This window comes from Collinsella sp. Sow4_E3 (assembly GCF_052116285.1).
Lineage (GTDB): Bacteria > Actinomycetota > Coriobacteriia > Coriobacteriales > Coriobacteriaceae > Collinsella.
On the sequence record NZ_JBQKLJ010000004.1, the window covers coordinates 42,118 to 68,036 of the forward strand.

At 60.2% G+C, this 25,919-nt stretch carries 21 protein-coding genes; 18 read left to right on the top strand and 3 right to left on the bottom strand.

The genetic code is table 11. From position 1 onward, the window contains the following. Nucleotides 1–64: 64 nt before the first annotated feature. The 6 genes from plsX (at nt 65) to ffh (ending at nt 8,147) form a co-directional block, all read left to right on the top strand. Nucleotides 65–1,081 (top strand): phosphate acyltransferase PlsX, encoded by a 1,017-nt coding sequence (plsX, locus tag ACTQ48_RS04170; protein ID WP_154515449.1) that lies wholly within the window; start codon nt 65–67, stop codon nt 1,079–1,081. Between the two features lie 117 nt (nt 1,082–1,198). Continuing rightward, entirely contained in the window at nt 1,199–1,441 is a 243-nt protein-coding gene (locus ACTQ48_RS04175; RefSeq protein WP_154515452.1) for an acyl carrier protein, read from the top strand. Between the two features lie 3 nt (nt 1,442–1,444). Further along, nucleotides 1,445–2,170 carry a ribonuclease III gene (gene rnc, locus ACTQ48_RS04180; protein WP_154515455.1) on the top strand — a complete coding sequence of 242 codons (726 nt, stop codon included), beginning with the start codon at nt 1,445–1,447 and terminating at the stop codon, nt 2,168–2,170. A gap of 10 nt (nt 2,171–2,180) precedes the next feature. Further along, nucleotides 2,181–5,717, top strand: a complete 3,537-nt coding sequence (smc, locus tag ACTQ48_RS04185; RefSeq protein WP_441570207.1) for a chromosome segregation protein SMC — start codon at nt 2,181–2,183, stop codon at nt 5,715–5,717. Further along, entirely contained in the window at nt 5,717–6,634 is a 918-nt protein-coding gene (gene ftsY, locus ACTQ48_RS04190) for a signal recognition particle-docking protein FtsY (protein ID WP_271807278.1), read from the top strand. The genes smc and ftsY overlap by 1 nt, the downstream gene beginning before the upstream one ends. Nucleotides 6,635–6,644: 10 nt before the next feature. Beyond that, nucleotides 6,645–8,147, top strand: coding sequence for a signal recognition particle protein (gene ffh, locus ACTQ48_RS04195; RefSeq protein ID WP_441570208.1), 1,503 nt, complete (start codon nt 6,645–6,647; stop codon nt 8,145–8,147). Nucleotides 8,148–8,263: 116 nt separating this feature from the next. On the opposite strand, the gene ACTQ48_RS04200 is transcribed toward ffh, so the two are convergent. After that, nucleotides 8,264–9,028 (bottom strand): NifB/NifX family molybdenum-iron cluster-binding protein, encoded by a 765-nt coding sequence (locus ACTQ48_RS04200; protein WP_427794672.1) that lies wholly within the window; start codon nt 9,026–9,028, stop codon nt 8,264–8,266. A 218-nt stretch (nt 9,029–9,246) separates the two neighbouring features. Between ACTQ48_RS04200 and thyA the strand changes: the two genes are divergently transcribed. From thyA to ACTQ48_RS04220, 4 genes are all read left to right on the top strand, one after another. Further along, complete coding sequence (gene thyA, locus ACTQ48_RS04205; RefSeq protein ID WP_154515464.1) at nt 9,247–10,095, top strand: thymidylate synthase; 849 nt, start codon at nt 9,247–9,249, stop codon at nt 10,093–10,095. A 9-nt stretch (nt 10,096–10,104) separates the two neighbouring features. After that, entirely contained in the window at nt 10,105–10,623 is a 519-nt protein-coding gene (locus tag ACTQ48_RS04210) for a dihydrofolate reductase (protein ID WP_441068690.1), read from the top strand. A 109-nt stretch (nt 10,624–10,732) separates the two neighbouring features. Continuing rightward, complete coding sequence (locus tag ACTQ48_RS04215) at nt 10,733–11,647, top strand: TrmH family RNA methyltransferase (protein WP_441570209.1); 915 nt, start codon at nt 10,733–10,735, stop codon at nt 11,645–11,647. Nucleotides 11,648–11,773: 126 nt separating this feature from the next. Next, complete coding sequence (locus ACTQ48_RS04220) at nt 11,774–13,123, top strand: MATE family efflux transporter (RefSeq protein WP_441548346.1); 1,350 nt, start codon at nt 11,774–11,776, stop codon at nt 13,121–13,123. A gap of 85 nt (nt 13,124–13,208) precedes the next feature. On the opposite strand, the gene ACTQ48_RS04225 is transcribed toward ACTQ48_RS04220, so the two are convergent. Beyond that, the gene (locus ACTQ48_RS04225) at nt 13,209–13,694 is read right to left on the bottom strand and encodes a cob(I)yrinic acid a,c-diamide adenosyltransferase (RefSeq protein ID WP_441570210.1); all 486 of its coding nucleotides are present in this window, start codon (nt 13,692–13,694) and stop codon (nt 13,209–13,211) included. Between the two features lie 92 nt (nt 13,695–13,786). On the opposite strand from ACTQ48_RS04225, the gene ftsH reads away from it, so the two are divergent. Beyond that, nucleotides 13,787–15,679: an ATP-dependent zinc metalloprotease FtsH gene (gene ftsH / locus ACTQ48_RS04230; RefSeq protein WP_195838531.1), complete on the top strand. Its 1,893-nt coding sequence runs from the start codon at nt 13,787–13,789 to the stop codon at nt 15,677–15,679. 75 nt (nt 15,680–15,754) lie between these two features. Beyond that, on the top strand, nt 15,755–16,207 hold the full coding sequence (locus ACTQ48_RS04235) for a DUF523 domain-containing protein (protein WP_441063418.1): 453 nt from the start codon (nt 15,755–15,757) through the stop codon (nt 16,205–16,207). A 130-nt stretch (nt 16,208–16,337) separates the two neighbouring features. Here the strand turns inward: ACTQ48_RS04235 and ACTQ48_RS04240 are convergent, their stop codons facing one another. After that, a complete protein-coding gene (locus tag ACTQ48_RS04240) occupies nt 16,338–17,426 on the bottom strand; it encodes an iron-containing alcohol dehydrogenase family protein (protein ID WP_441570211.1) in 1,089 nt (362 codons plus the stop codon). Between the two features lie 510 nt (nt 17,427–17,936). Between ACTQ48_RS04240 and ileS the strand changes: the two genes are divergently transcribed. The 6 genes from ileS to ACTQ48_RS04270 all read left to right on the top strand — a co-directional run bounded on the left by ileS (nt 17,937) and on the right by ACTQ48_RS04270 (nt 25,881). Beyond that, entirely contained in the window at nt 17,937–20,714 is a 2,778-nt protein-coding gene (gene ileS, locus ACTQ48_RS04245; protein WP_427794734.1) for an isoleucine--tRNA ligase, read from the top strand. Between the two features lie 457 nt (nt 20,715–21,171). Continuing rightward, on the top strand, nt 21,172–21,711 hold the full coding sequence (gene lspA, locus ACTQ48_RS04250) for a signal peptidase II (RefSeq protein WP_441570212.1): 540 nt from the start codon (nt 21,172–21,174) through the stop codon (nt 21,709–21,711). After that, entirely contained in the window at nt 21,711–22,724 is a 1,014-nt protein-coding gene (locus ACTQ48_RS04255; protein WP_441570213.1) for an RluA family pseudouridine synthase, read from the top strand. The genes lspA and ACTQ48_RS04255 overlap by 1 nt, the downstream gene beginning before the upstream one ends. 82 nt (nt 22,725–22,806) lie before the next feature. Continuing rightward, nucleotides 22,807–24,102 (top strand): glycosyltransferase family 2 protein, encoded by a 1,296-nt coding sequence (locus ACTQ48_RS04260; RefSeq protein ID WP_154515488.1) that lies wholly within the window; start codon nt 22,807–22,809, stop codon nt 24,100–24,102. Between the two features lie 77 nt (nt 24,103–24,179). Further along, entirely contained in the window at nt 24,180–24,602 is a 423-nt protein-coding gene (locus ACTQ48_RS04265) for a prepilin peptidase (protein WP_441041128.1), read from the top strand. Between the two features lie 31 nt (nt 24,603–24,633). Continuing rightward, nucleotides 24,634–25,881 (top strand): deoxyguanosinetriphosphate triphosphohydrolase family protein, encoded by a 1,248-nt coding sequence (locus ACTQ48_RS04270; protein WP_441570214.1) that lies wholly within the window; start codon nt 24,634–24,636, stop codon nt 25,879–25,881. Nucleotides 25,882–25,919: the final 38 nt, after the last annotated feature.

Genomic DNA, 25,919 nt, shown 5'->3' on the forward strand with positions numbered 1-25,919 from the left:
TTCCAACTGGAACCACAATGGCCGGCTCAATGAGTCGGCCATTTTTGTATAAGGAGCACTTGAAATGAGTAACGTTCGCGTTTGTGTAGACGTTGTGGGCGGAGACGAGAAGCCCCAAGTTGTCCTCGACGGTATTGAGGCCGCACTTGCCGCCGATCCCGATATCGAGGTCATTGCTGTTGGCCCCGCCGATATCGTCAACCCCTTTGCCGCGGCGCACGCGCGCGTGGAGGCTCTGGAGGCCCCCGATGTCATCGCCATGGACGACGATCCCATCCGCGCCGTGATGACCAAGCGTAAGTCTTCGATCGTGCTTGCCTGCCGTGCTATTAAGAAGGGCAACGCGGACGCGTTTTTCTCCGCGGGGTCGACCGGCGCCATGACGGCTGCCGCCACCGCCTACGTGACGCCGTTTAGATATTTGGTAGAGGGTAAGAAGCAGCCGGTGCGTCCATGCCTCACCAATGCGCTGCCCAACCGCGCCGGTGGCCTTACGGTACTGTGTGACATGGGGGCCAACCCCGATGTCGAGGTCGACGACATGGTTCGCTTTGCCCAGATGGGTGCAGCCTATGCCCGCGTGGTCTTGGGTATCGAACATCCGCGTGTGGGCCTGCTTGGCAACGGCACCGAGGACGAGAAGGGTTCTAACTTTACCAAGGCGTGCTTCCCGGCTATGAAAGCCGCGGTCCCCGGTTTTGTGGGCAACTGCGAGGGCACCGATCTTACGTCGGGCAATTTTGACGTTGTGGTCGCCGACGGCATGTCGGGCAATATTGCGCTCAAGGCAACCGAGGGTGCTGCCAAGTTTTTGCTGCAAGAGCTCAAGGGCGCCTTTATGTCTTCGCTCGGTACCAAGATCGCCGCGCTGCTCATCAAAAAGCAGATGCGCCAGATGAAAGCCAAGCTCTCGGGCGATGCCAAGGGCGGCGCGATCCTGCTGGGCCTTCGCGGCGTCGTTTTGATTGGCCATGGCGCCACGTCGGCCGAAGCCGTTAAGAACGGTACGCTCGCCGCGGCTCAGGCCGTTCGAGCCGGGCTTATCGAAAGCATTGCCAATTCCATGGAAGGTATCGTTTAGCAAGAGCTCCGTTACGTGGCTCAAGCTATGCATCGTGGGGTAGAATCGGAGCCGTGCTGCAATGCGGCTTCCGCCCGCGCGACACATTGTATTCCACGACTTATGAGAGGATGCGCTATGGATCGCTCCGAAATCTTTGACAAGATCGCCGAGGTCGCTGCCGACGTGCTGGGCGTCGACGTTGCCGAGATCAGTGATGAGACAACTTTTGATGACCTCGATGCCAATTCGCTCGAGCGCCTGCAGCTGGTGACGGCCATCGAGGACGAGTTTGACCTCGAGATCGATGACGAGACCCTGTTGTCGCTCACCTCCGTTGCCGACGCCGTCGACGCTATCGAAAACGCCAGGGAGGCCTAGGTCTTGGCTTTATCTCAACGACTCACGCGCGCTCAGGAAATCCTGGGCCATGAGTTTAATAACAAGGTGCTGCTACGCGCGGCGCTCACCCACCCCTCGGCAGTAGAGGGGCAGCCGGTCTCTGCCAGCTATGAGCGGCTTGAGTTTTTGGGTGACTCCATTCTGGGCGCCGTGGTTGCCCGTTCGCTCTTTGAGTCTTATCCCGAGTTCGATGAAGGCAAGCTCACGCGTCTGAAGGTATCGCTTGTTTCGGGTGCCACGCTGTCCGAGGTTTCGCACGAGCTGGGCATCGACGACATCATCATCTTTGGCGCCTCCGAGACCGGTACCGGCGCGCGCGGCCTTAACTCGGCGCTCGAGAACGTCTATGAGTCGCTCGTGGGTGCGTTGTACCTCGATGCCGGCTGGGATGCGGCGGCGGAGTTCATCCACCGCACGCTTAAGCCCCATTTGGCCTCCGAGCGTGCCGAGCACCCCGCGAACCCCAAGTCGTTCTTGCAGGAGTGCGTGCAGGCAGACGGTCACGAGCCCCCGGCATACAAGCTGGTAGGCTCCGAGGGCCCGGCACATGCGCCCACCTTTACCGCCGTGGTGCTTGTCGACGGTATCCGTCAGGGCCGCGGCACCGGCGCCTCTAAGAAAGAGGCCGAGGGAGCCGCTGCACTCGAGGCGCTCGACCGCATGGGTTACACCACCAACGGTGTGATTCTCAACAAGAAGCCCGTTTAAGCGAGGAACCGTGTATCTCAAGTCCCTTACGCTCAAAGGGTTCAAGTCGTTTGCCGACCGCGCCCATATGACGTTTGAGCCGGGCCTGACCGTCATCGTCGGTCCTAACGGCTCGGGAAAATCGAATATCTCCGATTCGATTCTGTGGGTACTGGGTGAGCAGAGCGCCAAGCAGCTGCGCGGCCAGGCCATGGAGGACGTCATCTTCTCGGGCTCGTCGGCGCGCAAGCCGGTGGGCGTTGCCGAGGTCACGCTGGTGCTCGATAACTCGGACCATGTGCTGCCTGTCGACTTTGATGAGGTTGCCATCACCCGCCGCATGTATCGTTCGGGCGAGAGCGAATACCTCATCAACTCGAGTCCGTGCCGCCTGATGGATATCCAGGACATTTTGCACGATTCGGGCTTGGGTAAGGATACGCATTCCATTATCAGCCAGGGCAAGCTCGATGCCATTTTGCAGAGCCGTCCCGAGGAGCGCCGCGTCCTTATCGAGGAGGCTGCCGGCATTTCCAAGCACAAGCGCCGTAAGGAGCGTGCGCTCAAAAAGATTAAGTCGATGGACGAGCACCTTACTCGTGCCCGCGACATCAATAAGGAGATTGCCCGTCAGCTGCGACCGTTGGAGCGTCAGGTCGATCGCGCGCGCAAGTACAAAGAGCTGTCCTCGCGCGCGAACGAGCTTACGCAGATGCTGGCCGTTGACGAGCTTCGTTCGCTGCAGTCGCAGTGGAACGATCTGGAGAGCCGTTCCAAAGAGGGTGCCGCCGAGCTGGAGCTTGCGCAGTACCGCTTGGGCGAAAAGGAGCGCGAGCTCGAGAAGCTCCAGGTGATGCTCGAGGAAAAGGGCCTGTTTGTGGGTGACTTGGGCGAGCAGCGCCGTCATATGCAAGATGTGGTCGGCCGTATTAACTCCGATATGCGCCTGCTCGAGGAAAAGGGCCACAATATGGTGTCGCGCCTGTCCGATATGCGCGGCCAGATTTCGAGCTCCGAGCATCAGCGTCGTCGCGTGGTCGAGGAGCTCGAGGATGCACGTGCCCAGCTAGAGGAAGTGACCGGTGCGCACATGCAGGCCCAGGACGACGTTGACGCCGCCGGCCCTGCCGCCGCCGAGCTCCACGAGCGCCGTGTTGCGCTCGACAATCAGATTTCGCAGCTTACGCGCGAGCAACGCGATGTGCAGCGCGTGGCCGACAAGGCTGCGCTCGAGCTTGCCAAGGTGAAAGACTCGCTGAGCAATGCCGAGGTCGAGGACAACATGTATGCCTCGCGCCTGGAGCAGATTGACGAGCAGCTCGAGGAGGTCACGGCCTCGCTCGAGAGTCGTCGCGACCGTGCCGAGGAGCTCGACGGCGCGCTCGATCAGGCTCGCCAAGCCCAGGTCGATGCGCGCCAGGCCACCGAGGTCGCCCGTGCGGCGTTGAAGGACTTGCGCGCCCGTGAGAGCGAGTCGCGCAACAAGCTGTCCGAGGTGCGCTCTGAGCTTGCGAGCCAAAAGAAGCTCGATGCCCGTATGGCCGATAGCTCGCCGTTGGTGAGCCGTCTGGTAGGGGCATTGGGCGATGACGTAACGGGCCGTCTGGGCGACGTGCTCGAGGCGCCGCGTGAGCTTGAGGGCCTGGTCGAGCAGCTGCTTGCCGGCGATATCGATGCCCTGTTGTTTGATGACGCCGCCACGCTTGAGCGTGCCGGTCGTGCGGCTTTAGACCAAAAGAAGGCCTCGGGCGAGGCACTGCTGGTGGCGCGTGGTGTGAGCGGCTCTGCTGCTGCCGAGGGCGCTGCCGGTTCGCGTCTGGTTGATCGCCTGTCCGTGCGTGCCGGTTATGGCCCGATTGTCGAGGCACTGCTCGGTGGCTATTACGTGGTCGATGACTTGCCTTGTGCGCTGGCGGCACCAGTCGTTGACGGTGTGACCTATGTGACGCCCGATGGCGCTCGCGTGAGCTTTGGTGGCCTGGTGCGCGTGGGGCTCGATGCCGGCGAGGCCTCGGGTGCCCTGGAGCGGAAGCGCCGCATTCGCGAGCTCGAAGGCCTGGAGCCCGATTTGGCTGCCGTTTTTGAGCATGTGTCGAACCAGGTTATCGAGGCCAATGCGGCCGTCGAGGAGGCGCGTGTCGCCGAGGGTGATGCCGCCGGCGAGATCGCCCGTCTTGAGGGCGAGCGCCGCTCGCTGCTCTCCGAGATTGGCCGCCTGGAGCAAAGCGCCAACAACGCCGAGGTCGAGCGTGCGCGCATCTCCAGGCGCCGCGAGCAGGCGGCCGAGGCCGTTCGCGCCGCGCGCCCGCGCGTTGACGAGCTCACCCGTTCGCGCGACGAGGCCCGTGCGCAGGCAAGCGACCTGGGTCTCCAGATTGCCGAAGCCAACGACGAGCTCGATCGCGTGCGCCGTGACGATTCCGAGGCAGCCGGTAAGCTCGCCGATGCCAAGGTGCGCCTGGCCCAGACGAGCGAGCGCCTGCGTTCGCTGAAGGGCCGCGTGCCCGATCTGGAGCATCGCCTGGAGGGCATTGACCGCCGTATCCGCGGAACACGTCAGGCTTCGCGCTCGCTCGAGCTGCTGCGCCTGCGTGTCGATCCCATGCACGAGCGCTATTCGGCCCTGCTGGAGCGTGCATCTGATTGGGCCGCGCGCCTGCGTGACCAGGCCTCACTCGAGGAGGCAGACTCGGCTTCGCTTAAGAAAACCATCGAGGATGCCAAGGCCGAGGTCTCCCGCGCCAAGGAGCGGGTCGATGCCGCCACAGCGACACAAAACGAGTTCAAGGTCGCGCGCGGCAAGCTCGAGGTGCAGGTAGAGGCGGCCATCAAGGCCATTACCGCCGATGGCACCACCGTGCTCGAGGAAGCGCTCATGCTTCCTGCTCCCACCGACAGCGACGCCGCCGAGCGCGAGCTCAACCAGCTCGTGCGCCAGATCAACAACCTGGGCCCTGTGAACCAGGTTGCCATGGAGGAGTACGAGCAGCTCAAGCGCCGCGCCGATTACATCGAGGAGCAGCTGGCCGATCTGGAGAGCGCGCGCAAGGCGCTCACCAAGATTACCGTGGCCATCGACCGCAAGATGCGCAAAGCCTTCCTGGTGACTTTCGAAAAGGTCGATGCGAACTTCCGCGAGATCTTCGCCATGCTGTTCCCGGGTGGCCAGGCGCATCTGGAGATGACCGACCCTGAGCATCCGGCCGAGACGGGCATCGAGGTCGTGGCGCAGCCGCGCGGCAAGCGCATCACCAAGATGATGCTCATGTCGGGCGGCGAGAAGAGCCTGACGGCGCTCGCCCTGCTCTTTGCCGTGTATCGCACGCGTACGGTGCCGTTCTATGTGCTGGACGAGGTCGAGGCGGCGCTCGATGACGCCAACCTGTCCAAGCTCATCGGCGCGCTTGACGTGCTGCGTTCCGATACGCAGCTCTTGGTTATCTCGCATCAGCGCCGTACTATGGAGGACGCTGACGTCCTCTACGGCGTCTCGATGCAAGCTGACGGCGTTAGTCGCGTCGTCTCGCAAAAACTCGATCGCGAAACCGGAAAGGTCGTGAATGCATAATGGGATTCTTCGATGCTCTCTCGCGCGGACTTGAGCGCAGCCGCGAGGCCCTCAACGAGGTCTTTTACTTTGGCGGCGAGGTCGACGAGGATTTTTGGGAGGACCTAGAGGACACCCTCGTCATGGGTGACATGGGTGCCGAGGTCGCCATCCAGGTCTCCGACGACCTGCGCGATGCCGCGGCCAAGAAGAACCTCAAGACCGCCCCGCAACTCCGTCGGGCCCTGGCCGAGCAGCTCGAGCAGCATTTTGTACCCGTCGAGCGCGATCCGTTCGCCGACACGCCGAGCTGCGTGCTGTTTGTGGGCATCAACGGTGCCGGCAAGACCACTACGGTCGGCAAGATCGCGAGCGCCATGGCCGCCCGCGGCAAGAACGTCGTGATCGGCTCGGCCGATACCTTCCGCGCTGCCGCCATCGAACAGCTCGATGTGTGGGGCCAGCGCGCCGGCGTCCCCGTCATAAAGCGCGACCGCGGCTCAGACCCGGCAAGCGTTTGCTACGACGTACTCGACGAGGCCGATAAGCGCGGCAGCGACCTGGTGCTCATCGACACCGCCGGTCGTCTGCACACGAGCCCCGAGCTCATGCGCGAGCTTGCCAAGGTGGTCAACGTGACGCGTAAGCGCGCCGCCAATATGGCCGCCGGCCCCATGCCCGTCTCGGTCGTCCTCGTGATCGATGCCGCGACGGGCCAAAACGGCCTGAACCAGGCGCTCGAGTTTAATGAGGCGCTGGGTCTGGACGGTATTATCATGACTAAGCTCGACGGCACGGCAAAGGGCGGTATCGCCATGGCCGTGGCCGAGAAGCTCAAGCTCCCGATCCTGCGCGTGGGCGTGGGCGAGCAGGTCGATGACTTGCAGGAGTTTAATGCCAAAGATTTCTGCCGCGCCCTGGTGGGCGAGTCCAACTAAGGAGTGACCAGTGTTTGATTCTCTGAGCGATCGCCTCAACGACACATTTGACCGCCTGCGCGGCAAGGGCAAGCTGACCGAGGCCGATATCACCTCGGCCATGCGCGACATTCGCATGGCGCTGCTCGAGGCCGACGTCAACTTTAAGGTCGTCAAGGAGTTTGTCGCCAAGACCAAGGAGCGCTGCATGACCGCCGAGGTCATGGAATCGCTGACGCCGGCGCAAAACGTCGTCAAGATTGTGCTCGACGAGCTCACCGAGATGCTCGGCTCCACCGAGAGCAAGCTCGTCTTTAGCAACCGCATTCCCAACGTCATTATGCTCGTGGGCCTGCAGGGCTCCGGTAAGACCACGGCGGCTGTAAAGCTGGCATACCTGCTCAAGAAGCAGGGCCGCTCGCCGCTGCTCGCCGCGTGCGACGTCTACCGTCCCGCCGCTGCCGACCAGCTGGCCACGCTTGGTGGAGAGATCGGCGTGCCGGTCTTCCGCGGTGACGGCGAGCACCCGGTCGATATTGCCAAGGGCGCCATCCAGGAGGCCGTCGACCACCTGCGCGATGTGGTCATCGTCGATACCGCCGGTCGTCTGCAGATCGACGAGCAGATGATGCAGGAGGCCGTGGACATCAAGAAGGCCGTCAAGCCCGATCAGGTGCTGATGGTCGTCGATGCCATGACCGGCCAGGATATCGTCAATGTTGTCTCGACCTTCGCCGAGCGCACCGACTTTGACGGCGTGATCATCTCCAAGCTCGACGGCGATGCCCGTGGCGGCGGCGCGCTTTCGGTGCGCCAGGTGACCGGCAAGCCCATCAAGTTCGTGAGCATGGGCGAGAAGCCCGATTCGCTGGAGCCGTTCTATCCCGATCGCATGGCCAAGCGCATCTTGGGCATGGGCGACGTCGTCGGCATTATCGAGAAAGCCCAGGAGGCAGCCGATGCCGAGCAGCTCGAGGCTGCCGAGCGCATGCTGCGCGAGGGCTTTACCATGAACGACATGCTCGACCAGATGAAGGCCGTCAAGAAGATGGGCGGTATGAAGGGCATTCTGGGCATGCTTCCCGGCGGCCAGCGCGCGCTCAACCAGATGGGCGGCAACCTGGATGAGGGCATCTTCGACAAGAACGAGGCCATCATCATGTCGATGACCAAGGAGGAGCGCCTGCGTCCTTCCATCATCAACGGCCAGCGTCGCGCCCGCATCGCCAAGGGTGCCGGCGTGACCCCCACCGAGGTCAATAGCCTTATGAAGCAGTGGGGCGAGATGAACAAGATGATGGGCCGCGTGCGCTCGATGGCCAACCAGGCGCAAGCCGGCGGCAAGAAGGGCAAGAAGGGTAAAAAAGGCAAAAAGATGCGCATGCCCAATATTCCCGGTCTGGATGCCATGGGCCTGGGCGGCATGGGCGGCCTGGGTGGCCTGGGTGGCATGGGTGGCATGGGAACAGGTGGTCCCAAGTCCGATATGGACCTGCTGCGCCAGATGGAAGCGCAGATGCGTAATAAAAAGTAACGACTGGTTGAGTCGAGTATGGCGAAGGCCGCCTGGATGGTACTCCAGGCGGCCTTCGCCGTTCGTTCGCAGGTTTTCTCACGCGCGGAAGCGTGTTGGCGTTGAGGTGCTTGCCACTAGTGGCAGCCACAGCCCTCGTGCCCATCATGGTCGTGGTGGCCGTGGCAGCTGCAGGACTCGCCATGCTCGTGGGCGTGCTCGTGCTCGTGCCCATGGCAGTCGCAGGTGGCCTCGCCGGTCTGCGCGAGCGTGCCGGCAATGAGGGCCTCGACGCAGGCGTCGCAGCTGCCCTGGGCGCCCGCATAGACCGTGATGCCTGCCTGGGTGAGCGCGTTGATGGCGCCGCCGCCGATACCGCCGCAGATGAGCGTATCGACGCCACCGTTGGCGAGCAGACCCGCTAGGGCGCCGTGACCAGTGCCGCCGGTGCCTACGACCTGCTCGTTGAGCACCTTGCCATCCTGGATGTCATAGATTTTGAACTGCTCGCTGCGGCCAAAGTGCATAAAGATGTTGCCGTTGTCGTACGTCGTTGCCACCCTCATGGTGCCGACCTCCTTTGCTGGCCATATGGCCGTCGTCGTAGGTGTGGGGGAGTATGCGATATTGCCGCCCTCGATACTAAGTGCTCGCCCGTTGACCAGCGCGTTTGCCACCTTACGATGCGCGCGGCTGCAGATGGCCGCCACGGTGGCACGGGCGATGCCCATTTGCTGGGCGACGGCCTCCTGATTGAGGCCTTCCAGGTCGCAAAGCCGTAGGACTTCGAGTTCGTCGACCGTCATGTCGATGGCGTCTCCGCTGGCAAGGCCGTCAGGGGTAAAGCCGCGATATTCGGGAATGATCCCAACACGGCGCAATTTTTCGCGTCTTCCTGCCATACACTCTCCAAATCTGACATATGTCAACAATAGGAGATAGCGCGTATACGAAACCCTTCAAGCTATTTTTGGCATATGTCAAAAAAGCTAAAGGTGCAGCATTTGCGAATGCGGTGCCGTACTGCCGTGCATTGCGTGTGCCGCCCCAAGTGTGCAATTCGATGCTGCGCGCCTGGGCTACAATAAAAATCGCTTATAGGCGACTGACAGGAGGGTCAATGAGCAAAGCTGATCAACAGTTTGTAGCCATGTGCCGCGATATTCTGGACCATGGCACCACTACCGAGGGCCAAAAGGTTCGTCCGGTGTGGGAGGACGGCACCCCTGCCTATACCATTAAAAACTTTGGCGTTACGGCGCGCTACGACCTGCGTGAGGAGTTTCCGGCGCTTACCCTGCGTCGTACGGCCCTCAAATCTGCCATGGACGAGATTCTATGGATCTATCAAAAGAAGTCCAATAACGTGCATGACCTCAACAGCCATATTTGGGATGAGTGGGCCGACGAGACCGGTTCCATCGGCAAGGCCTATGGGTATCAGATTGGGCAGAAGAGCCATTATGCCGAGGGTGACTTTGACCAGATGGACCGCGTGCTGTACGACCTTAAGCACACGCCGTACAGCCGCCGCATCATGACCAATACGTACGTGTTTAGCGACCTGTCCGAGATGCACCTGTATCCGTGCGCCTACAGCGTGACCTATAACGTCACGCAGCGCCCGCAGGATGACAAGCCCACACTCAACATGATTCTCAACCAGCGCAGCCAGGACATTTTGGCCGCGAACAACTGGAATGTGTGCCAGTACGCCATTTTGCTGATGATGGTCGCGCAGTCGGTCGATATGATCGCTGGCGAGTTGCTGCATGTGATCGCCGATGCCCATATTTACGACCGTCATGTCGATATCGTCCGCGAGCTTATCGAGCGTCCGCAGTTTGCGGCTCCTAAGGTAACGCTCAACCCCGATGTGCATGATTTCTACGCGTTTACGACTGATGATCTGATCGTTGAGGGCTATGAGCACGGCCCGCAGGTCAAGAACATCCCCATTGCGGTGTAGGTGACGCGCATGACGTGTAAGCTTTCTGCCATTGTCGCCGTGTGCGATGACTGGGGCATTGGGTGCGAGGGTGACATGGTCGTGTCCAACCGTGCCGACATGCGCCATTTTGTGGCGTGCACCAAGGGTTGTCCGGTTATTATGGGACGCAAGACCCTGCTGAGTTTTCCCGGCGGGCGTCCGCTCAAGAACCGCCGCAACATTGTGCTCACGCGCGACGAGGGCTTTGCCCCCGAGGGTGTCGACGTAGTGCATAGCGTTGACGAGGCCTTGGCCGCGGTTGCCGATGAGCCCGTTGCCTGGGTGATCGGTGGCGGCGATGTCTATCGGCAGTTTTTGCCGTACTGCGTGGAGGCCGAGGTCACGCACAACCATTGCACCCATGCCGTGGACACGTATTTTCCCAATTTGGATGTCGATCCTGCGTGGGAAGTTGCGCGGCGCGACGGGGTTGCCACGATTGCCGCGGGCGAGGGTGACGAAGGCCTCGATTATGAGTTCGTGACATATCGTCGTGTTGATGCTTAAATCGTCTGGCGTGAACGGTATCACCGGGTTGATTGAATGCATGGGGCGGCGCTTAGCGTCGCCTCGTTTGGTATAGATGTGCTGTAAAGAAGGGTGCGGGCTGGCTGCTATGACTGATGCCGTTGAGGTGCTGCGAATCGGTTCCCTTAATGATGAGCGGCTCGACGCCTACGTGCGACTGACGGAGCGCGAGCTGCGCTGCGTGCTGGAGCCGCAAAAGGGCATCTTTATCGCCGAGAGCGCCAAGGTCATCGAGCGTGCGGTGCGTGCCGGATACGAGCCGGTGAGCTTTCTTTTGGGTGAGCGCTGGCTCGATCAGATGATGCCGCTGTTCGAGCGTCTGGTTGTACGCGAGGGCGCAGGTCCAGTTCCTGTGTTCGTGGCCTCCATGGAGCTCATGGAGCAGTTGACGGGCTTTAACGTGACGCGCGGTGCGCTCGCGGCGTTCCGTCGCCCGCGTCAGATTCCGGTTGATGAGTTCTTGGGCGGCGTCGTCGAGGTGGCGGGTGAGCGCCCGGTGCGCGTGTGCGTGCTCGAGGGTATTGTCGACCATACTAATGTGGGTGCGATTTTCCGCTCGGCGGCAGCGTTGAATGTCGATGGCATTTTGGTGAGCCCCACTTGCTGTGACCCGCTGTACCGCCGCTCGGCCCGCGTGAGCATGGGCACGGTGTTCCAGGTGCCCTGGACGCGAATTGGCAGCGAGGCGCGCGTATGGCCGCATGATGGGCTGGCGGCGCTGCACGATGCCGGCTTTTCGTGTGCCGCCATGGCATTGACGGATGATTCGGTGTCGTTGGACGATCCCGCGTTGCGGGAGATTGACCGGTTGGCGATCTTTATGGGCACCGAGGGCGCCGGTCTGGGCGCCAAGACCATCGCGGGCTGTGACCGGGCTGTGCGTATTCCGATGGCGCACGGGGTCGATTCGCTCAACGTGGCCGCGGCGAGTGCTGTCGCTTTTTGGCAGTTGTGTCCGCACGTGAGCAACGAGTATCACTACCAGCCGGGACTGTATCACTAGGCAGATATTTTGCACGGGGCTCTGATTCCGTGTGTTTCGGTTGACGCCGGTCGGTGCTAAGCTGGTGTCGGCTTTGGTCATCAAATTGACGTTTTGTTGTTTGACGTGCGCTGGTGGGGAGGGCGTGTGGCTAAGAAATCTACGGCTATCGATGTAACACAGGGTGTTATTTGGCAGCAGTTGCTTTCGTTGTGCGTTCCCATCTTCTTTAGTTCGTTTTTTCAGCAGGCCTACACACTTATCGGTACCTATATCGTCGGTCAGTTTGGCGGCAAGCTCGCGTTGGGCGGCATCCAGGCCACGATGGTGCTCACGGAGCTCTGCATCGGTTTTTGCGTCGGTGTTGGCGCCGGCTGTGCTGTTATTACGGGTCAGTATTTTGGCCAGCACGATGATGAGCGACTGAGTCGTTCGGTCCATACGGCCATGACGCTCGCTCTGGTGGGCGGTATCGTCGTCTCGATTCTGGGCATAGTGTTCGTTGAGCCCATGCTGGTGCTTATGAATACGCCGCATGAACTATTGGCCGAGGGTGTGGCCTATGCTCGTTGCTATTTTGCCGCCATGGTTGCGGCGCTGCTGCTCAATATGGGAACGGCACTGCTGCGCGCCGTGGGCGACACGCGTGGACCTGCCGTGATCATCGCTTCCGGCTGCCTCGTTAACGTGGTACTGGATATCATTTTTGTTGCCGTGCTGCATATGGAGGCTTTGGGCTGCGGCATCGCGGTGGCGCTGACCATTTGCTCCAACGCCACGATGATCGTGATTCGCATGATGCACGCACCGGGTGCGTGGCGGCTTTCACTGTCCAAACTCGGCATTGATCCTGGTATTTGCAAGAGCATGATCTCGTGTGGTCTGCCGCTTGGCTTTCAGTCTGCTGCGTATTCGATTTCCAACGTTTTGATTCAGGTGTCGGTCAACTCGTTTGGTGCCGATGTCACCACGGCCTGGGGTCTTTCTGGCCGCTTAGATGGCATTGTCTGGATGGTTACCGAGGCGCTTGGCGTGTCGATCACCACGTTCTCGGCACAGAACTTTGGCGCGCGCAACTACGAGCGCATGCGCAAGGGCTACCATACGTCGCTCGTGCTGTCGTTTATGCTCATTGGTGGCCTGTCTGCCGTGCTGCTGGTGTTCTCGGGTCCTCTGTCGCGTCTGTTTGTCGACGATGCTTCGATTTCGGCCTACACCACGACCATCATCCATTTTATTGCGCCGTTCTATGCGATTTTCTCGATTATCGAAAACGCGTCGGGCTCCATTCGCGGTGCCGGCGTGAGCTTGCAGCCCATGATTCTCACGATTTTCGGCACCGTCGTGCTCAGGGTGATCTGGGTGTTTGCGATCATGCCTTTCGATCCGTCGCTTGAACTCCTGCTGCTGGTTTACCCCGTAACCTGGCTCATCACGGCCACGATGTTCACCATCTACCACCACAGCGGCAACTGGCTAGGCCGCGCCACTGCCTAATGATCCGTATGAGACAGAGGAAAACGGATCATTGCGCTCCGTGGTGATGTCGATGATTCGTTTTCCTCCGTCCCCTTTGGATCAATTAGTATTCGATGCCTTGGCGGGCCAGGAGGCCTTCGTCGAAGTAGTGTTTGACGGGGCGCATTTCGGTTACGAGGTCGGCAAGGTCGGCGAGGGGCAGCAAGCCGCGGCCAGTGAGCACGAGCTCCGTGGTGGTTGGTTTCATCGCGATCAACGCTTCGACATCCTCGCGCGTCACAAAGCCCCGTCGCATGGCTTCTCCCAGCTCATCCAAGATCAGCACGTCGACTTGGCTAATCTGCTCGCGCGCCAGCTCCATGATCTGTGCGGCACAGGCTTCGGGCGTGTCGCGGTCGGCTTGTACGATGCAAAGCCCCAATCGAGGAGCTGCGTCATGTTCGGCGCAGTGCAGCTTCTTGGCAAACTGAAGCATGAGCACGTTAAGTCCATAGCCCGTGGCGCGCAGCGCGAGCCCCAGCGCAGCCGTCGTCTTGCCCTTGCCGTCGCCCGTATAGATTTGAACCTTGCCGATTTCCAGTGATGCCATCTCTGTCCTTTCGTGCCCGGTGTCGGTTTATCGCCGGCCGGGTTGGGTATTCTAGTTAGCATTATCAACCCCAGTAGATGGAGTTCAAGCAGATGGAGATGGATGACAACAAACGTAGACGGAATATGATCCTCTACGTGCTCATCGCCTTCGTCGTCTACCTCGTGCTCTCGACCGTTCTGTTCCCCAACATCGGTCACACGCAGCAGATTACGAAGACCGATTACTCGACGTTTGTCAAAGCGCTCGACAAGAAGAGCGTCGATAAGGTCGAGTACAACACGGACGATTACTCGATTTATTACACCAAGAAGGGCGAGGACGAGAACATCGCCTACAAGACGACCGGTGTGCCGAATGATGCGGGCTTTACCGATCGCGTGCTTGAATCTGGCGCCTCGCTTGAGTCGGTCGTTCCCGATAAGAACTCGGGTCTGATGACTTACTACCTGCTCACCCTCATTCTTCCCATGGCGATTTTCTTCCTGATCGGCTGGTGGCTCAACCGCCGCATGAAGAAGGCCATGGGTGATGACGGCCCGTCGATGAACTTTGGCGGCGGCGGTTTTGGCGGCGGTGGACTGGGCAAGTCCGGCGCGCGTGTGATTGCCTCCAAGGACGTGGGCGTGACCTTTAAGGATGTTGCTGGCCAGGAAGAGGCCAAGGAGTCCCTCAAGGAGGTTGTCGACTTTCTGGAGAAGCCGCAGCGCTACGAGGAGATTGGCGCCAAGCTGCCGCGCGGTGCCCTCCTTGTCGGCCCTCCGGGTACCGGTAAAACCCTGCTTGCCAAGGCTGTGGCGGGCGAGGCTGGTGTGCCGTTCTTTAGTATTTCGGGCTCTGAGTTTGTTGAGATGTTCGTCGGCCGCGGCGCCGCTAAGGTTCGTGATCTGTTTAAGCAGGCCAAGGAAAAGGCCCCGTGCATCGTCTTTATCGATGAGATCGATACTATTGGCAAGAAGCGCGACGGCGGCGGCTTTAGTGGCAACGACGAACGCGAGCAGACGCTCAACCAGCTGCTGACCGAGATGGACGGCTTCGATAACCACAAGGGTATCGTCGTCCTCGCTGCCACCAACCGTCCCGACAGCCTTGACCCGGCCCTGTTGCGCCCCGGTCGTTTTGACCGCCGCATTCCCGTTGAGCTGCCCGACCTGACCGGCCGTAAGAACATTCTTGAGCTGCACGCCAAGAGCGTGAAGACGCAGCCGCCGATCGACCTGACCGCGATTGCCCGCGCCACGCCCGGTGCCTCGGGCGCCGACCTGGCCAACATCATCAACGAGGGCGCCCTGCGTGCCGTCCGCGAGGGTCGCAAGCGCGCCACGCAGGACGACTTTGAGGAGTCGGTGGAGGTCGTCATCGCCGGCCAGCAGCGCAAGTCCACGGTGCTGTCCGACCACGAGAAGCAGGTCGTTTCTTATCACGAGATCGGCCATGCCATCGTTGCCGCTCGCCAGAAGGGCTCTGCGCCGGTCACGAAGATCACCATCGTGCCTCGCACGAGCGGTGCTCTGGGCTACACCATGCAGGTCGAGGAGGATGAGCGCTTCCTGACCACGCGCCAGGAGATCCTGGACAAGCTCGCCGTCTATTGCGGTGGCCGTGCAGCCGAGGAGCTCATCTTTGGCGAGATGACGACCGGCGCCGCCAACGATATCGAGCAGGCCACCAAGCTCGCCCGTAACATGGTGACGCGCTTTGGTATGTCCGATGAGTTTGGCATGATGGCGCTCGGTACCGTGCAGAACGCGTACCTTAACCAGGATACGTCGCTCACCTGCGCCCCCGGTACGGCCGAGCGCGTGGACGCGATTGTCGCCAAGCTGATCGAGGATGCGCACGACCGCGCCCTGCAGATCCTGAAGGAGAACAAGTTTAAGCTCCACGAGCTGGCTCGTTATCTGTACAAGAAGGAGACGATCACGGGCGAGGAGTTTATGAATCTCCTCACGCGTGAGAATCCGCTGATGCCAAAGCAGCAGTAATACTAGTTGCGCGGTGCTTTCGCCCCATTTGAGTGTCCACCTCAAATGGGGCGTTTTGCTTGGGAAGGGTTGTATATGAAGATCGTGGTAAGTGCCTGCTTGATGGGCGAGAGCTGCAAGTATAACGGGCTCGATAATTACCATCGCGAGCTGGTCGAGGCTTGTGAGCGCACGGGAACCGAGGTCCTGTTGGTATGCCCCGAGGTTTTTGGTGGCTTGCCCACACCGCGCAAGCCGTCCGAGATTGTGAACGGCGAAGTCCGTACCTGCGAGGGCGCCTCGGTCGATCGTGAGTTTCGCCTGGGTGCCGAGCGCGCACTCGACATGTGCGAGCAGGCGGGCGGGCCGGAAGAGATCGCCGCGTGCATCTTACAGGACCGTAGCCCCTCGTGCGGTGCAGGTCGCGTCTACGATGGCACCTTTAGCGGCACGCTCACCGCGGGCAACGGTGTCTTCGTCGACCTGCTCCTGCGCCACGGGTACCGTGTGATTCCCGCAAGTGAATTTGACCCGAGCATGTTGGAATAGCAAATGAAAGGGGGCGGCCATCGAGTAGATGGTCGCCCCCTTTACTGGCAATCTAAACAATTTCAACTGATCTTCAATGGCGTTTGCCCAGATAAAACCTGCCAAAATAAACCTGTCCCTATTTGGTAGGTTAGGCGAGGAGCGTGTGGCCGTAGGCGTTGGCTGCCTTGATGGCGGCGGCGAACTTCTCGTCGGTGAAGGGCTCGGGGTTACCCTGCTTCCACTCGTTGGTGGCGTGCGCGTACTCGCACAGGGCAGGGATATCGGCCTCGGAAAGCCCGACCTGCTCAAGCGTCACGGGCAGGCCCATCTGATTGTTAAAGGCCGCGTAGCGTTCAAGGTTATCGGTGTCGCCCGTGTAGGCGAACAGCACGAGCACGCCCAGGCTTACGACCTCGCCGTGCAGGTAGGTGCCCTCACGCGGAATGCTGCAAGTGGCGTTGTAGAACGCGTGTGCCACGCTCGAGTTGTAGTAGTAATCGTTCTGGTTGGTCAGGTTCGAGACATATCCCGTGTTGACCACGATGTCGAGCGCGATCTGCTTGACGGCCTCGCTCGACAGGTCCTGGCGCACGTCCTCAAGACCCTGGACGCCATAGGTAAACAGCGGCTCGGAGCAGGTGTGGGCGAGTGCCAGGCCAAGACCGGCGGTGTGCTCCAAATTTCCGGCGCTCGTGGCGTACTCGACCTCGGGCTGCTTGGACAGGGCATCGCCCACGCCGGCCCAGAAGTACTCTGCCGGTGCCTCGGCGATGATCTTGGGGTTGATGAAGATGTGCGCGGGGCGGTTGGGGTACGAATAGCCCTCGAGCGAGCCGTCGTCGTTGTAGACAACGGCAATGGCGGTCGCGGCGGAGCAGTTAGAGCAGATCGTCGGGACCGTAAAGACGATCTTCTTGAGCTCGATGGCCGCCGTCTTCACGGTGTCGAGTGCCTTGCCGCCGCCGCAGGCGATAAGCACGTCGGCTTCCTGGCAGGCGGGGGAGTTTACGACCTTGGCGATATTGGCGCGTGTGCTGTTGGTGCCGTAGACGCGCGTCTCCAGAACCTCGACGCCGGTGCCTGCCAGCGCGGCTTCGATACCGGGAAGTGCTGCAGCCAGTGCTCGCTTGCCACCGATGATTGCGACCTTGGTCGCTCCGTATTCGGCCAGCGCGCCGGGCAGCTCGTCGAAGCAGTCCTCGCCGACGGTATAGTCGCTCATTCCGATCGTGCGCATAGCAACCTTCTTTCGTTCGATAAAGTGCTTTCAGGTATTTTGCTCCTAGAGAAGGTCCACAGCCGCGAGAAATTTCGAACGTATAAAACCAGTGTTGAGGGTTTTTCGTCGGCGCGGAACGTGCTAGCATACTCCGCATAAGCGTTGATGGGGACGAGTAGTCGGCCGTCCGCATGCTACAGAGAGCGGGGAGTGCTGAGAACCCGTGCATGCGACCGATGAAAATCACCCCGGAGCTGCGGTCCCAACGGACGTGCCGCGCAGGCACGTCTTAGTAGATATCGCCGAGATGGTCGTCGATACAGGCCAGCCGAGTAACGGATGCGAGCGCGCGGCGACGCGGGCGAGGGCATCTAAGCTGGGTGGTTAAGCGAAGAGCTTTTACGGGCAGACTGCCTGTCTTGTGGCGCTTCGTCCCAGCTTGCAGGGACGGGCGCTTTTTTGGTGCCCAGAGGGCGTGCGCGCCCATGACAAGAAAGGGGTACCGTGGCAAACGAGTACAAGCAGACGATGAATCTGCCCAAGACCGGTTTTCCCATGCGTGCCGGTCTTTCCAAGTCCGAGCCCAAGCGACTCAAGGACTGGCAGGACAACAAGGTCTACGAGCAAGTTCTAAAGAAGAACAAGGGTCACAAGAAGTTCGTGCTGCACGACGGCCCTCCGTATGCCAACGGCCCGATCCACATCGGCCACGCCATGAACAAGATCTCTAAGGACATGATCAACCGTTACTGGATGATGCAGGGCTATGAGGTTCCCTATGTCCCCGGTTGGGACTGCCACGGTCAGCCGATTGAGCACAAGGTCGAGGAGAAGCTCGGCACCGAGAAGTTCAACCAGACCTCCACGGCTAAGATCCGCGAGCTTTGCAATAAGTTCGCTGTCGAGAACATCGAGCTGCAGAAGGCCGGCTTCCGTCGCCTGGGCGTGCTTGGCGACTGGGACAACCCGTATCTGACGCTCTATCACCAGCATGACGCCGCCGACATCGAGGTCTTTAAGGCCATGTTCGACAAGGGCATGATCTATCGCGGTCATAAGCCCGTCCACTGGTGCAAGCACTGCCACACCGCGCTGGCCGAGGCCGAGATCGAGTACTCCGACGAGACGAGCCCGTCCATCTTCGTGCGCTTTGAGATGACCACTAAGCCTGCCGGTCTCGAGAACTTCGACGGCCCGGTTGACTTCATCATCTGGACGACCACGCCGTGGACCATCCCCTCCGACCAGGCCGTTTCCCTTAAGCCCGGCGCCGCCTATGTTGCCGTTGAGCACGATGGCCGTGCCGAGGTCATGCTCGAGGACCTGGCTCCCAAGTGCTGTGAGGAGTTTGGCTGGGAGTACACCCCGGTCATGGTCGACGGTAAGCCCTATGTGGTTCCCGCTGAGACCTTCCACCACATCCACTACAAGCAGCCGATCTTTGACGGTGTCGAGGGCGTGGCACTGCTGGCCGATTACGTCGGCGTCGATGACGGTACCGGTATCGTCCACAACTCGCCCGGCCACGGCGTCGACGACTACTTCGCCTGCCTCAAGGAGGGCATCACCGATATCTGCATGCCGGTCGATGACGACGGTAAGTTCTACACCGGCGAAGAGTTTGGTACCGGTGGCCCCTTCAGCGGTATGGATACCGACGAGGCCAATCCGCACATCATCGAGTTCCTGCGCGAGCGCGGCACCCTGGTCCTCGAGAAGAAGATCACGCACAGCTATCCGCACTGCTGGCGCTGCAAGCACCCGGTGCTCTTCCGTGCTACCGACCAGTGGTTTGTCTCGATGGACAAAACCGGTTTGCGCGAGCAGGCTGGCAAAGAGATCCGCGAGAACGTCAAGTGGTATCCGGCCCACGCGGCCAACCGCATCGGTGCCATGGTCGAGCAGCGTCCCGACTGGTGCATCAGCCGTCAGCGCAACTGGGGCGTGCCTATCCCCAGCTACACCTGCGCCGACTGCGGCGAGAAGGTCATGAACGACGCCACGCTCGACGCCGTCATCAAGCTCTTCCACGAGAAGGGCTCCGACGCCTGGTTCACCGACGCTCCCGAGAGCTACCTGGGCGAGGCCTGCGTCTGCCCCAAGTGCGGCGGCCATCACCTCAAGGCCGATAAGGACATCCTCGACGTGTGGTGGGATTCCGGCGTCTCCTGGAAGGCCGTCTGCGAGTATCGCCCCGAGCTTGAGTACCCGGCGGATGTGTACCTCGAGGGCTCCGACCAGCACCGCGGTTGGTTCCAGAGCTCGTTGCTCACCTCGGTGGGTGCCAACGGCCACGCCCCGTACAAGGCGGTCGTCTCGCAGGGCTTCACGCTCGATGGCCAGGGCCGCAAGATGTCCAAGTCGCTCGGCAACGTCATCGACCCCAACAAGGTCTGCGACGAGATGGGCGCTGATATCATCCGCCTGTGGGTCGCCTCGGTCGATACCAGCTCCGACGTCTCCATCGACCACGAGATCCTTGCTCGTACGTCCGATGCCTACCGTCGTTTCCGCAACACGCTGCGCTTCCTGCTCTCCGAGCTCGAGGGTCAGTTTGAGCCCGAGACCGACGGCGTCGCCTTTGCCGACCTGCTGCCGCTCGACAAGCTCATGGTTGCCCGTCTGACCCAGGTCCAGGCCGAGGTCGACGACGCCTACGCCAGCTACGAGTTCCCGCGCGCCTACCGTGCGCTCTACGACTTTGTGGTTACCGAGCTTTCCAACGTGTACCTCGACGCCCTGAAGGACCGCCTGTACTGCGACAAGCCCGGCTCGCTCGAGCGCCGCAGCGCCCAGACCGTGCTGGCCGAGCTCTTCTCGATGCTCATGCGCGACCTGCAGCCGATCCTGTCCTACACGGTCGACGAGGCCATGGCCTATGCGCCCGCCGGCTGCGTCGATCACCAGAAGTACGCCGCGCTGCTCGATTGGTACAAGTCGCCCATCACGGTCGACGAGGCCAATGAGTTCGAGGGCGTGCTCGAGGCCTCGCTCGAGCTCCGTAGCGCTGTGACCAAGGCCCTTGAGGATGCCCGCTCCGCCGGCACCTTCACCAAGAGCCAGCAGGTCCGCGTCAAGGCGGTCGTTCCCGCCGAGATGTATGCGCTGCTGACCGGCGACAAGGCCGTCGATCTGGCCGAGTTCTACATCGTCTCCGATGTTGAGCTAACCCAGGGCGAGGAGCTTTCCGTCGCTATTGAGGCCGCCGAGGGCGAGTGCTGCGACCGTTGCTGGAACTATCGCACCACCGTCGGCGAGTACAACGGTCACGCGCATATCTGCAAGCGCTGCGCGAATGCCTTGTAGTTACGCGGTTTTACCAAACCGTGTAACAGGTTGACGCTGCAAACCCGCCAGAGCGGCAATCTGCCTTTCAGCTTCGGCGGCATGACCAGAAGGTCTATGCCGCCTTGCTTCAAGGCACCATGCTCGCTCTGGCGGGTTTTCGGTGTCGGTAGTCTTTTTGGGACGGGGCTTTTTTAGCTGCCCTACCTCAAATAAGGACTTAATCTTCGAAAGCGCTGGACTGGGTAGCTAAAAAAGCCCCGTCCCAAAAAGACTGCCAAAAAGACTGCCCGGTGAAGGGACAAGGGGACAGCCCCTTTGTCGCATTGGTGGATATGTCGTGCGTTCTGCGTATGGCAATATAAGATAGTTATTTGCGTTAAATGGAATTCGATTGTTTTGAGGGCAGGGGATTGATTTGGGTCGTACTGGGGATATGACGCCGCCTTTGCGTTGGCGGTTAGGTGTTGCTGGTGGGGTGGCGCTCTTTGTGTTGCTTGTTGACCAGCTGACCAAGCTTGCGGTTCGTGCCGTGGGCGATACCCTGCATATGACCGCTATCCCCGGCGTGATCGATTTTGTGTTTGTCCGCAATATCGGAGCTGCCTTTAGCATGGGCGAGGGCCATGGCATAGCGTTTGCCGTGCTGGCGCTTGCGGCCATTGTCGCCATTGCCGTGTACTTGCTCCGTGCTCCTCAGCTCGCTCGCCTAGAGGTCGTGGGTATGGCCATGGTTGCGGGCGGCGCCATCGGCAACGCGATCGATCGCCTGGCCATGGGCTTTGTGACTGATTTTATTGCCACTACCTTCATTGATTTCCCCGTCTTTAACGTGGCCGATATCGGCATTACCGCCGGTGTCGTGCTGGCGCTCATCGGATACATGTTCTTGAGTCCCGCCGCTCGCGAGGTCGATGCGACCGCCGAGCTCAATGCCCGTGACGAGGCCCGCGCCAAACGTAAAGCTAAGCAGCGTGGGGAGCGTGCCCGCAAGATTCGCGAAAGGAATGAGCGCTAATGGCCGACATCCATATTCTCGTTGCCGACGATTGCGCCGGTCAACGTCTCGACGCCTATCTGGGCGCCAACGATGGCTGCCCCACGCGCTCTGCCTGCGCGCATCTGATCGAGAGAGGCGCCGTTGCCGTCAACGGCGAGACCTGCCTATCTAAAAAGTATGCCGTACGCTCCGGTGACCGCATCTCGGTCGACCTGCCCGAGCCGCATGACCCGACCGACGTGATCCCCGAGGCCATCCCGCTCGACATTCGCTATGAGGACGACTATCTCATGGTGCTCTCCAAGCAGCGCGGCCTGGTGTGCCATCCTGCGCATGGTCATGAGAGCGGCACCCTTGCGAATGCCTTGGTCTATCACTGCGGCATCGACCATCTTGGCACCGTGCAGGGCGAGGACCGCCCCGGTATCGTGCATCGTCTGGATCGCGATACCTCGGGTCTTATGCTCGCGGCTAAAGACGACGACACCCAGCGTGCGCTCCAAAATCTCATCCGCACGCGCACGCTCGACCGTCGCTACATTACGCTCGTTCATGGGCACATTGCCATGGACGAGGGCACTATCAATACTGGTATCGCTCGCTCCACGCGCGACCGCGTGAAGATGGCGGTTTCCGATGACCCCTTTGCGCGCCAGGCCATCACGACCTTTAAGGTCCTTGAGCGCTTTGATTCCACGCGTTTCGACGACGGCTACACGCTTGTCGAGTGTCACCTGTTTACCGGCCGCACGCATCAGATTCGCGTTCACATGCGCCATATCAACCACGCCTGCGTGGGCGATCCACTCTATGGCAAGTGCGATGCTCGTGCCGATCAGGGTTTGACCAGGCAGTTCCTGCATTCCTGGCGTGTGGCGTTCGATCATCCCGTGACGGGGGAGCACATCGAGTGCCGTGACGAGCTGCCATGGGATCTTGCGGCGGTTCTGGATGATCTGGCCCCGCGTTCGCTCGGTCGCACTGCCGCTGGCAACGAAATCGTCCCTCAGCTCGGTCTGCTCGAGGCCTAGCCAGTATTAGGTGGTTTCTTGAACTCCGTAAGCCTGCGGTAAGATATACGGTTGTTTACGTCACGCGTTCCTGGGAGCCTGCATGCTCGCCTTTTTACAAACCAACACACCCATCGTGATCTTCAACCAGATTGTCGTCACGCTGCTTACGGTCTGTTTTCTGTACCAGGTGGTCTTCTTTGTCATCGGCGCTCTTCGTGGTGAGGTCGCGCCTCCCAAGGCCAAGAAGCTCCATCGTTATGCCTTCTTTATCGCGGCGCATAACGAGGAGGCCGTGATCGCCAACCTCGTGCGCTCCATTAAGGACCAAGATTATCCGTCCGAGCTTATCGAGGTCTTCGTGGTCGCCGATGCCTGCACCGACAACACGGCGCAGCTCGCGCGCGAGGCGGGCGCCGTCGTCTATGAGCGCAATGACTTGGCCCGTAAAGGCAAGAGCTGGGTCATGGACTATGGCTTCGACCGCATCCTTAACGAGTATCCCGATACGTTTGAAGGCTACTTTATCTTCGATGCCGATAACGTTATCGCCCGCGATTACGTGTCCAAGATGAACGATGCTTTTGACCAGGGCTTCCATGTTGTTACGAGCTATCGCAATTCCAAGAACTTTGGCAGCTCGTGGATCTCGGCAGCTAATGCCACGTGGTATCTGCGCGAGGCGCGCTTTCTCAACAATGCGCGCAACATCTGTAAGACGTCTTGCGCCGTTTCGGGTTCGGGCTACCTCATCTCCGCCAGCGTTATCGAGGGTATGCACGGCTGGCAGTTCCACACGCTGACCGAGGATATTCAGTTCACCACGTTCTGTGCCATTCACGGTATTCGCATTGGCTATGCGCCGGCGGAGTTCTTTGACGAACAGCCCGTGACGTTTAAGGCATCCTGGAAACAGCGTATGCGTTGGACCAAGGGCTTCTACCAGGTGTTCTTTACGTACGGTAAGCACCTGGTCAAATCGACCTTCCGCTATCATCGCTTTGCCGCCTACGACATGTTTATGACGATCGCGCCGGGCATGCTGCTCTCTCTGATCTCGATGCTCGCTAATGCGACGTTCCTCATCGTGGGCGGCCTTTCGCACGGTTTCTTGGCTACCGAAGTCGAGATGCAGGCGTGTGCCGCTTCGCTCATTATGACCTTCGCTATGATGTATCAGACTTTCTTTATTCTGGCGCTGCTCACGACTATCTTTGAATACAAGCATATTCACTGCGCGCAAAAGTGGCGTCTGGTAACCAACCTGTTTACCTTCCCGATCTTTATGTTCAGCTATATCCCCATTACGGTGGCAGCGCTGTTCTTGAAGGTCGACTGGGTGCCGACGCAGCACGCCGTAAGCGTTACCCTCGACGAGGTCATGCAGGGCGCCAAATAACCACCATCAAAACCACCACAAAGGGGATAGAACCTTTGCGGTGGTTTTACGTTTGAGCGCTCAGTTGAGGGGTTTCGATGTTCTATATCCCGTTTTGGATTTGCATCTTTGCCGGCGCGGCGATTGATGCCCGCGAGCGGCGGTTTCCCAATGAGCTTGCCGGCGCGTGTGCGGTGGCGGCGTTTGCAGGCGTCTGGCTCGACAAGGGCGTTAACATGGCGCTTGACCACGCCGGTCTTGCGGTCATCGTCTACCTTGCCCTTGTGCTTACTGAGTCACTCTGGCGTCGCCTTCGCCATGCCCCTGGCATTGGCATGGGGGATGCCAAGGCGCTCTTTGCCCTTTGCACCTTCGATCCCCTGGGCGGCGTCGTCGCGTTTGCGGTTGCGCTCCTGACCCTTGCCGCTGCCTGTCTCATCGTAAAATCGCGCTCGCTGCCTTTGCTGCCGTTTTTGGTGCCAATATTTGCCATAATCGAGTTCGTGGGTAGTACGCTGTAACCGTTTGCGCGCCCTTTTTAAGGAGCATGCCATGGCAATCAATCAACAGACAGCCGCCATCAAGGCGCGCCTGGATCGCATTCCCGCGGCGTTGTCGCCCGAGCTGGTCGAGCGCATTGCCGCCGACCGCGCCTCGGGTGTCGTTAATCCCTATCGATGCGGTGACGACCAGGCCATCCGCCGTGTCGATCGGTCCGCAGACGAGGGCACGCTTATGCGTCCGGCCTTTATGCGCGATATCGAAAAGATTCTGCATCTGCCAGCATACACACGTTATGCAGGCAAAACGCAGGTCTTCAGTTTTCGCAGCAACGATGATCTGTCGCGCCGCGGCCTGCACGTGCAGCTTGTCTCGCGCATCGCTCGCGATATCGGGCGTGCTCTGGGGCTCAACTGCGATCTGATCGAGGCGATTGGCTTAGGCCACGACTTGGGCCACACGCCCTTTGGCCATGCCGGTGAGCGTTTCCTCAACGACATCTATCATGAGCGCACGGGGCGTTATTTTTTCCATAATGTGCAGTCGGTCCGCGTGCTCGACGCGCTGTACGGCCGCAACGTGTCGCTCCAGACGCTCGATGGCGTACTGTGCCACAACGGCGAGTACGAACAGCGTGTTTTTGAGCTTTCGGACATGGGTTCCTTTGACCAGTTCGACCGAACCGTCGAGGAATGCATTGCCACGGGTTATAGCGCAATTGAGCACCTGCGCCCCATGACGCTCGAGGGCTGCGTGGTTCGCATCTCGGATATCCTTGCCTACGTTGGGCGCGATCGTCAAGACGCCATTGCGGCGGGCCTGCTGTCACCCGACGCCTTTGACGATGACCTGGGCGGTGCATACAACAGCTGGATCCTTACGCATGCCTCTATCGATATCGTCGAGCACAGCTATGGCAAGCCGCGCATCGAGATGAGCGAGGACCTGTTTGAGGAGATCCGCCGGGCCAAGCGCGAGAACTACGAGAAGATCTATAGCAAGGGCGGCATAGAAGGCGACTCCGAAGCGGAGCTGCGCGAGGCCTTCGAGAAGATCTATGACCGTTGCCTGCGGGACATAAACGAAGGCGACGAGTCCTCGTATATCTTTAAGCACCACATTTCTCGCATTGAGCAGCAGCTTTCCTACTACGATCGCACCTATGCATGGCAGGACGATAAGGACCAGGCGGTCGTGGATTACATTGCGAGCATGACGGACGGTTATTTCTGCGAGCTCACGAGCAAGCTGTTCCCGGGATTGATGTTTCCGCACCGTACCTATATTAACGAACGGTAGTTCGTATATATTCGGTATACTGTTCGTGGAAAACGTTT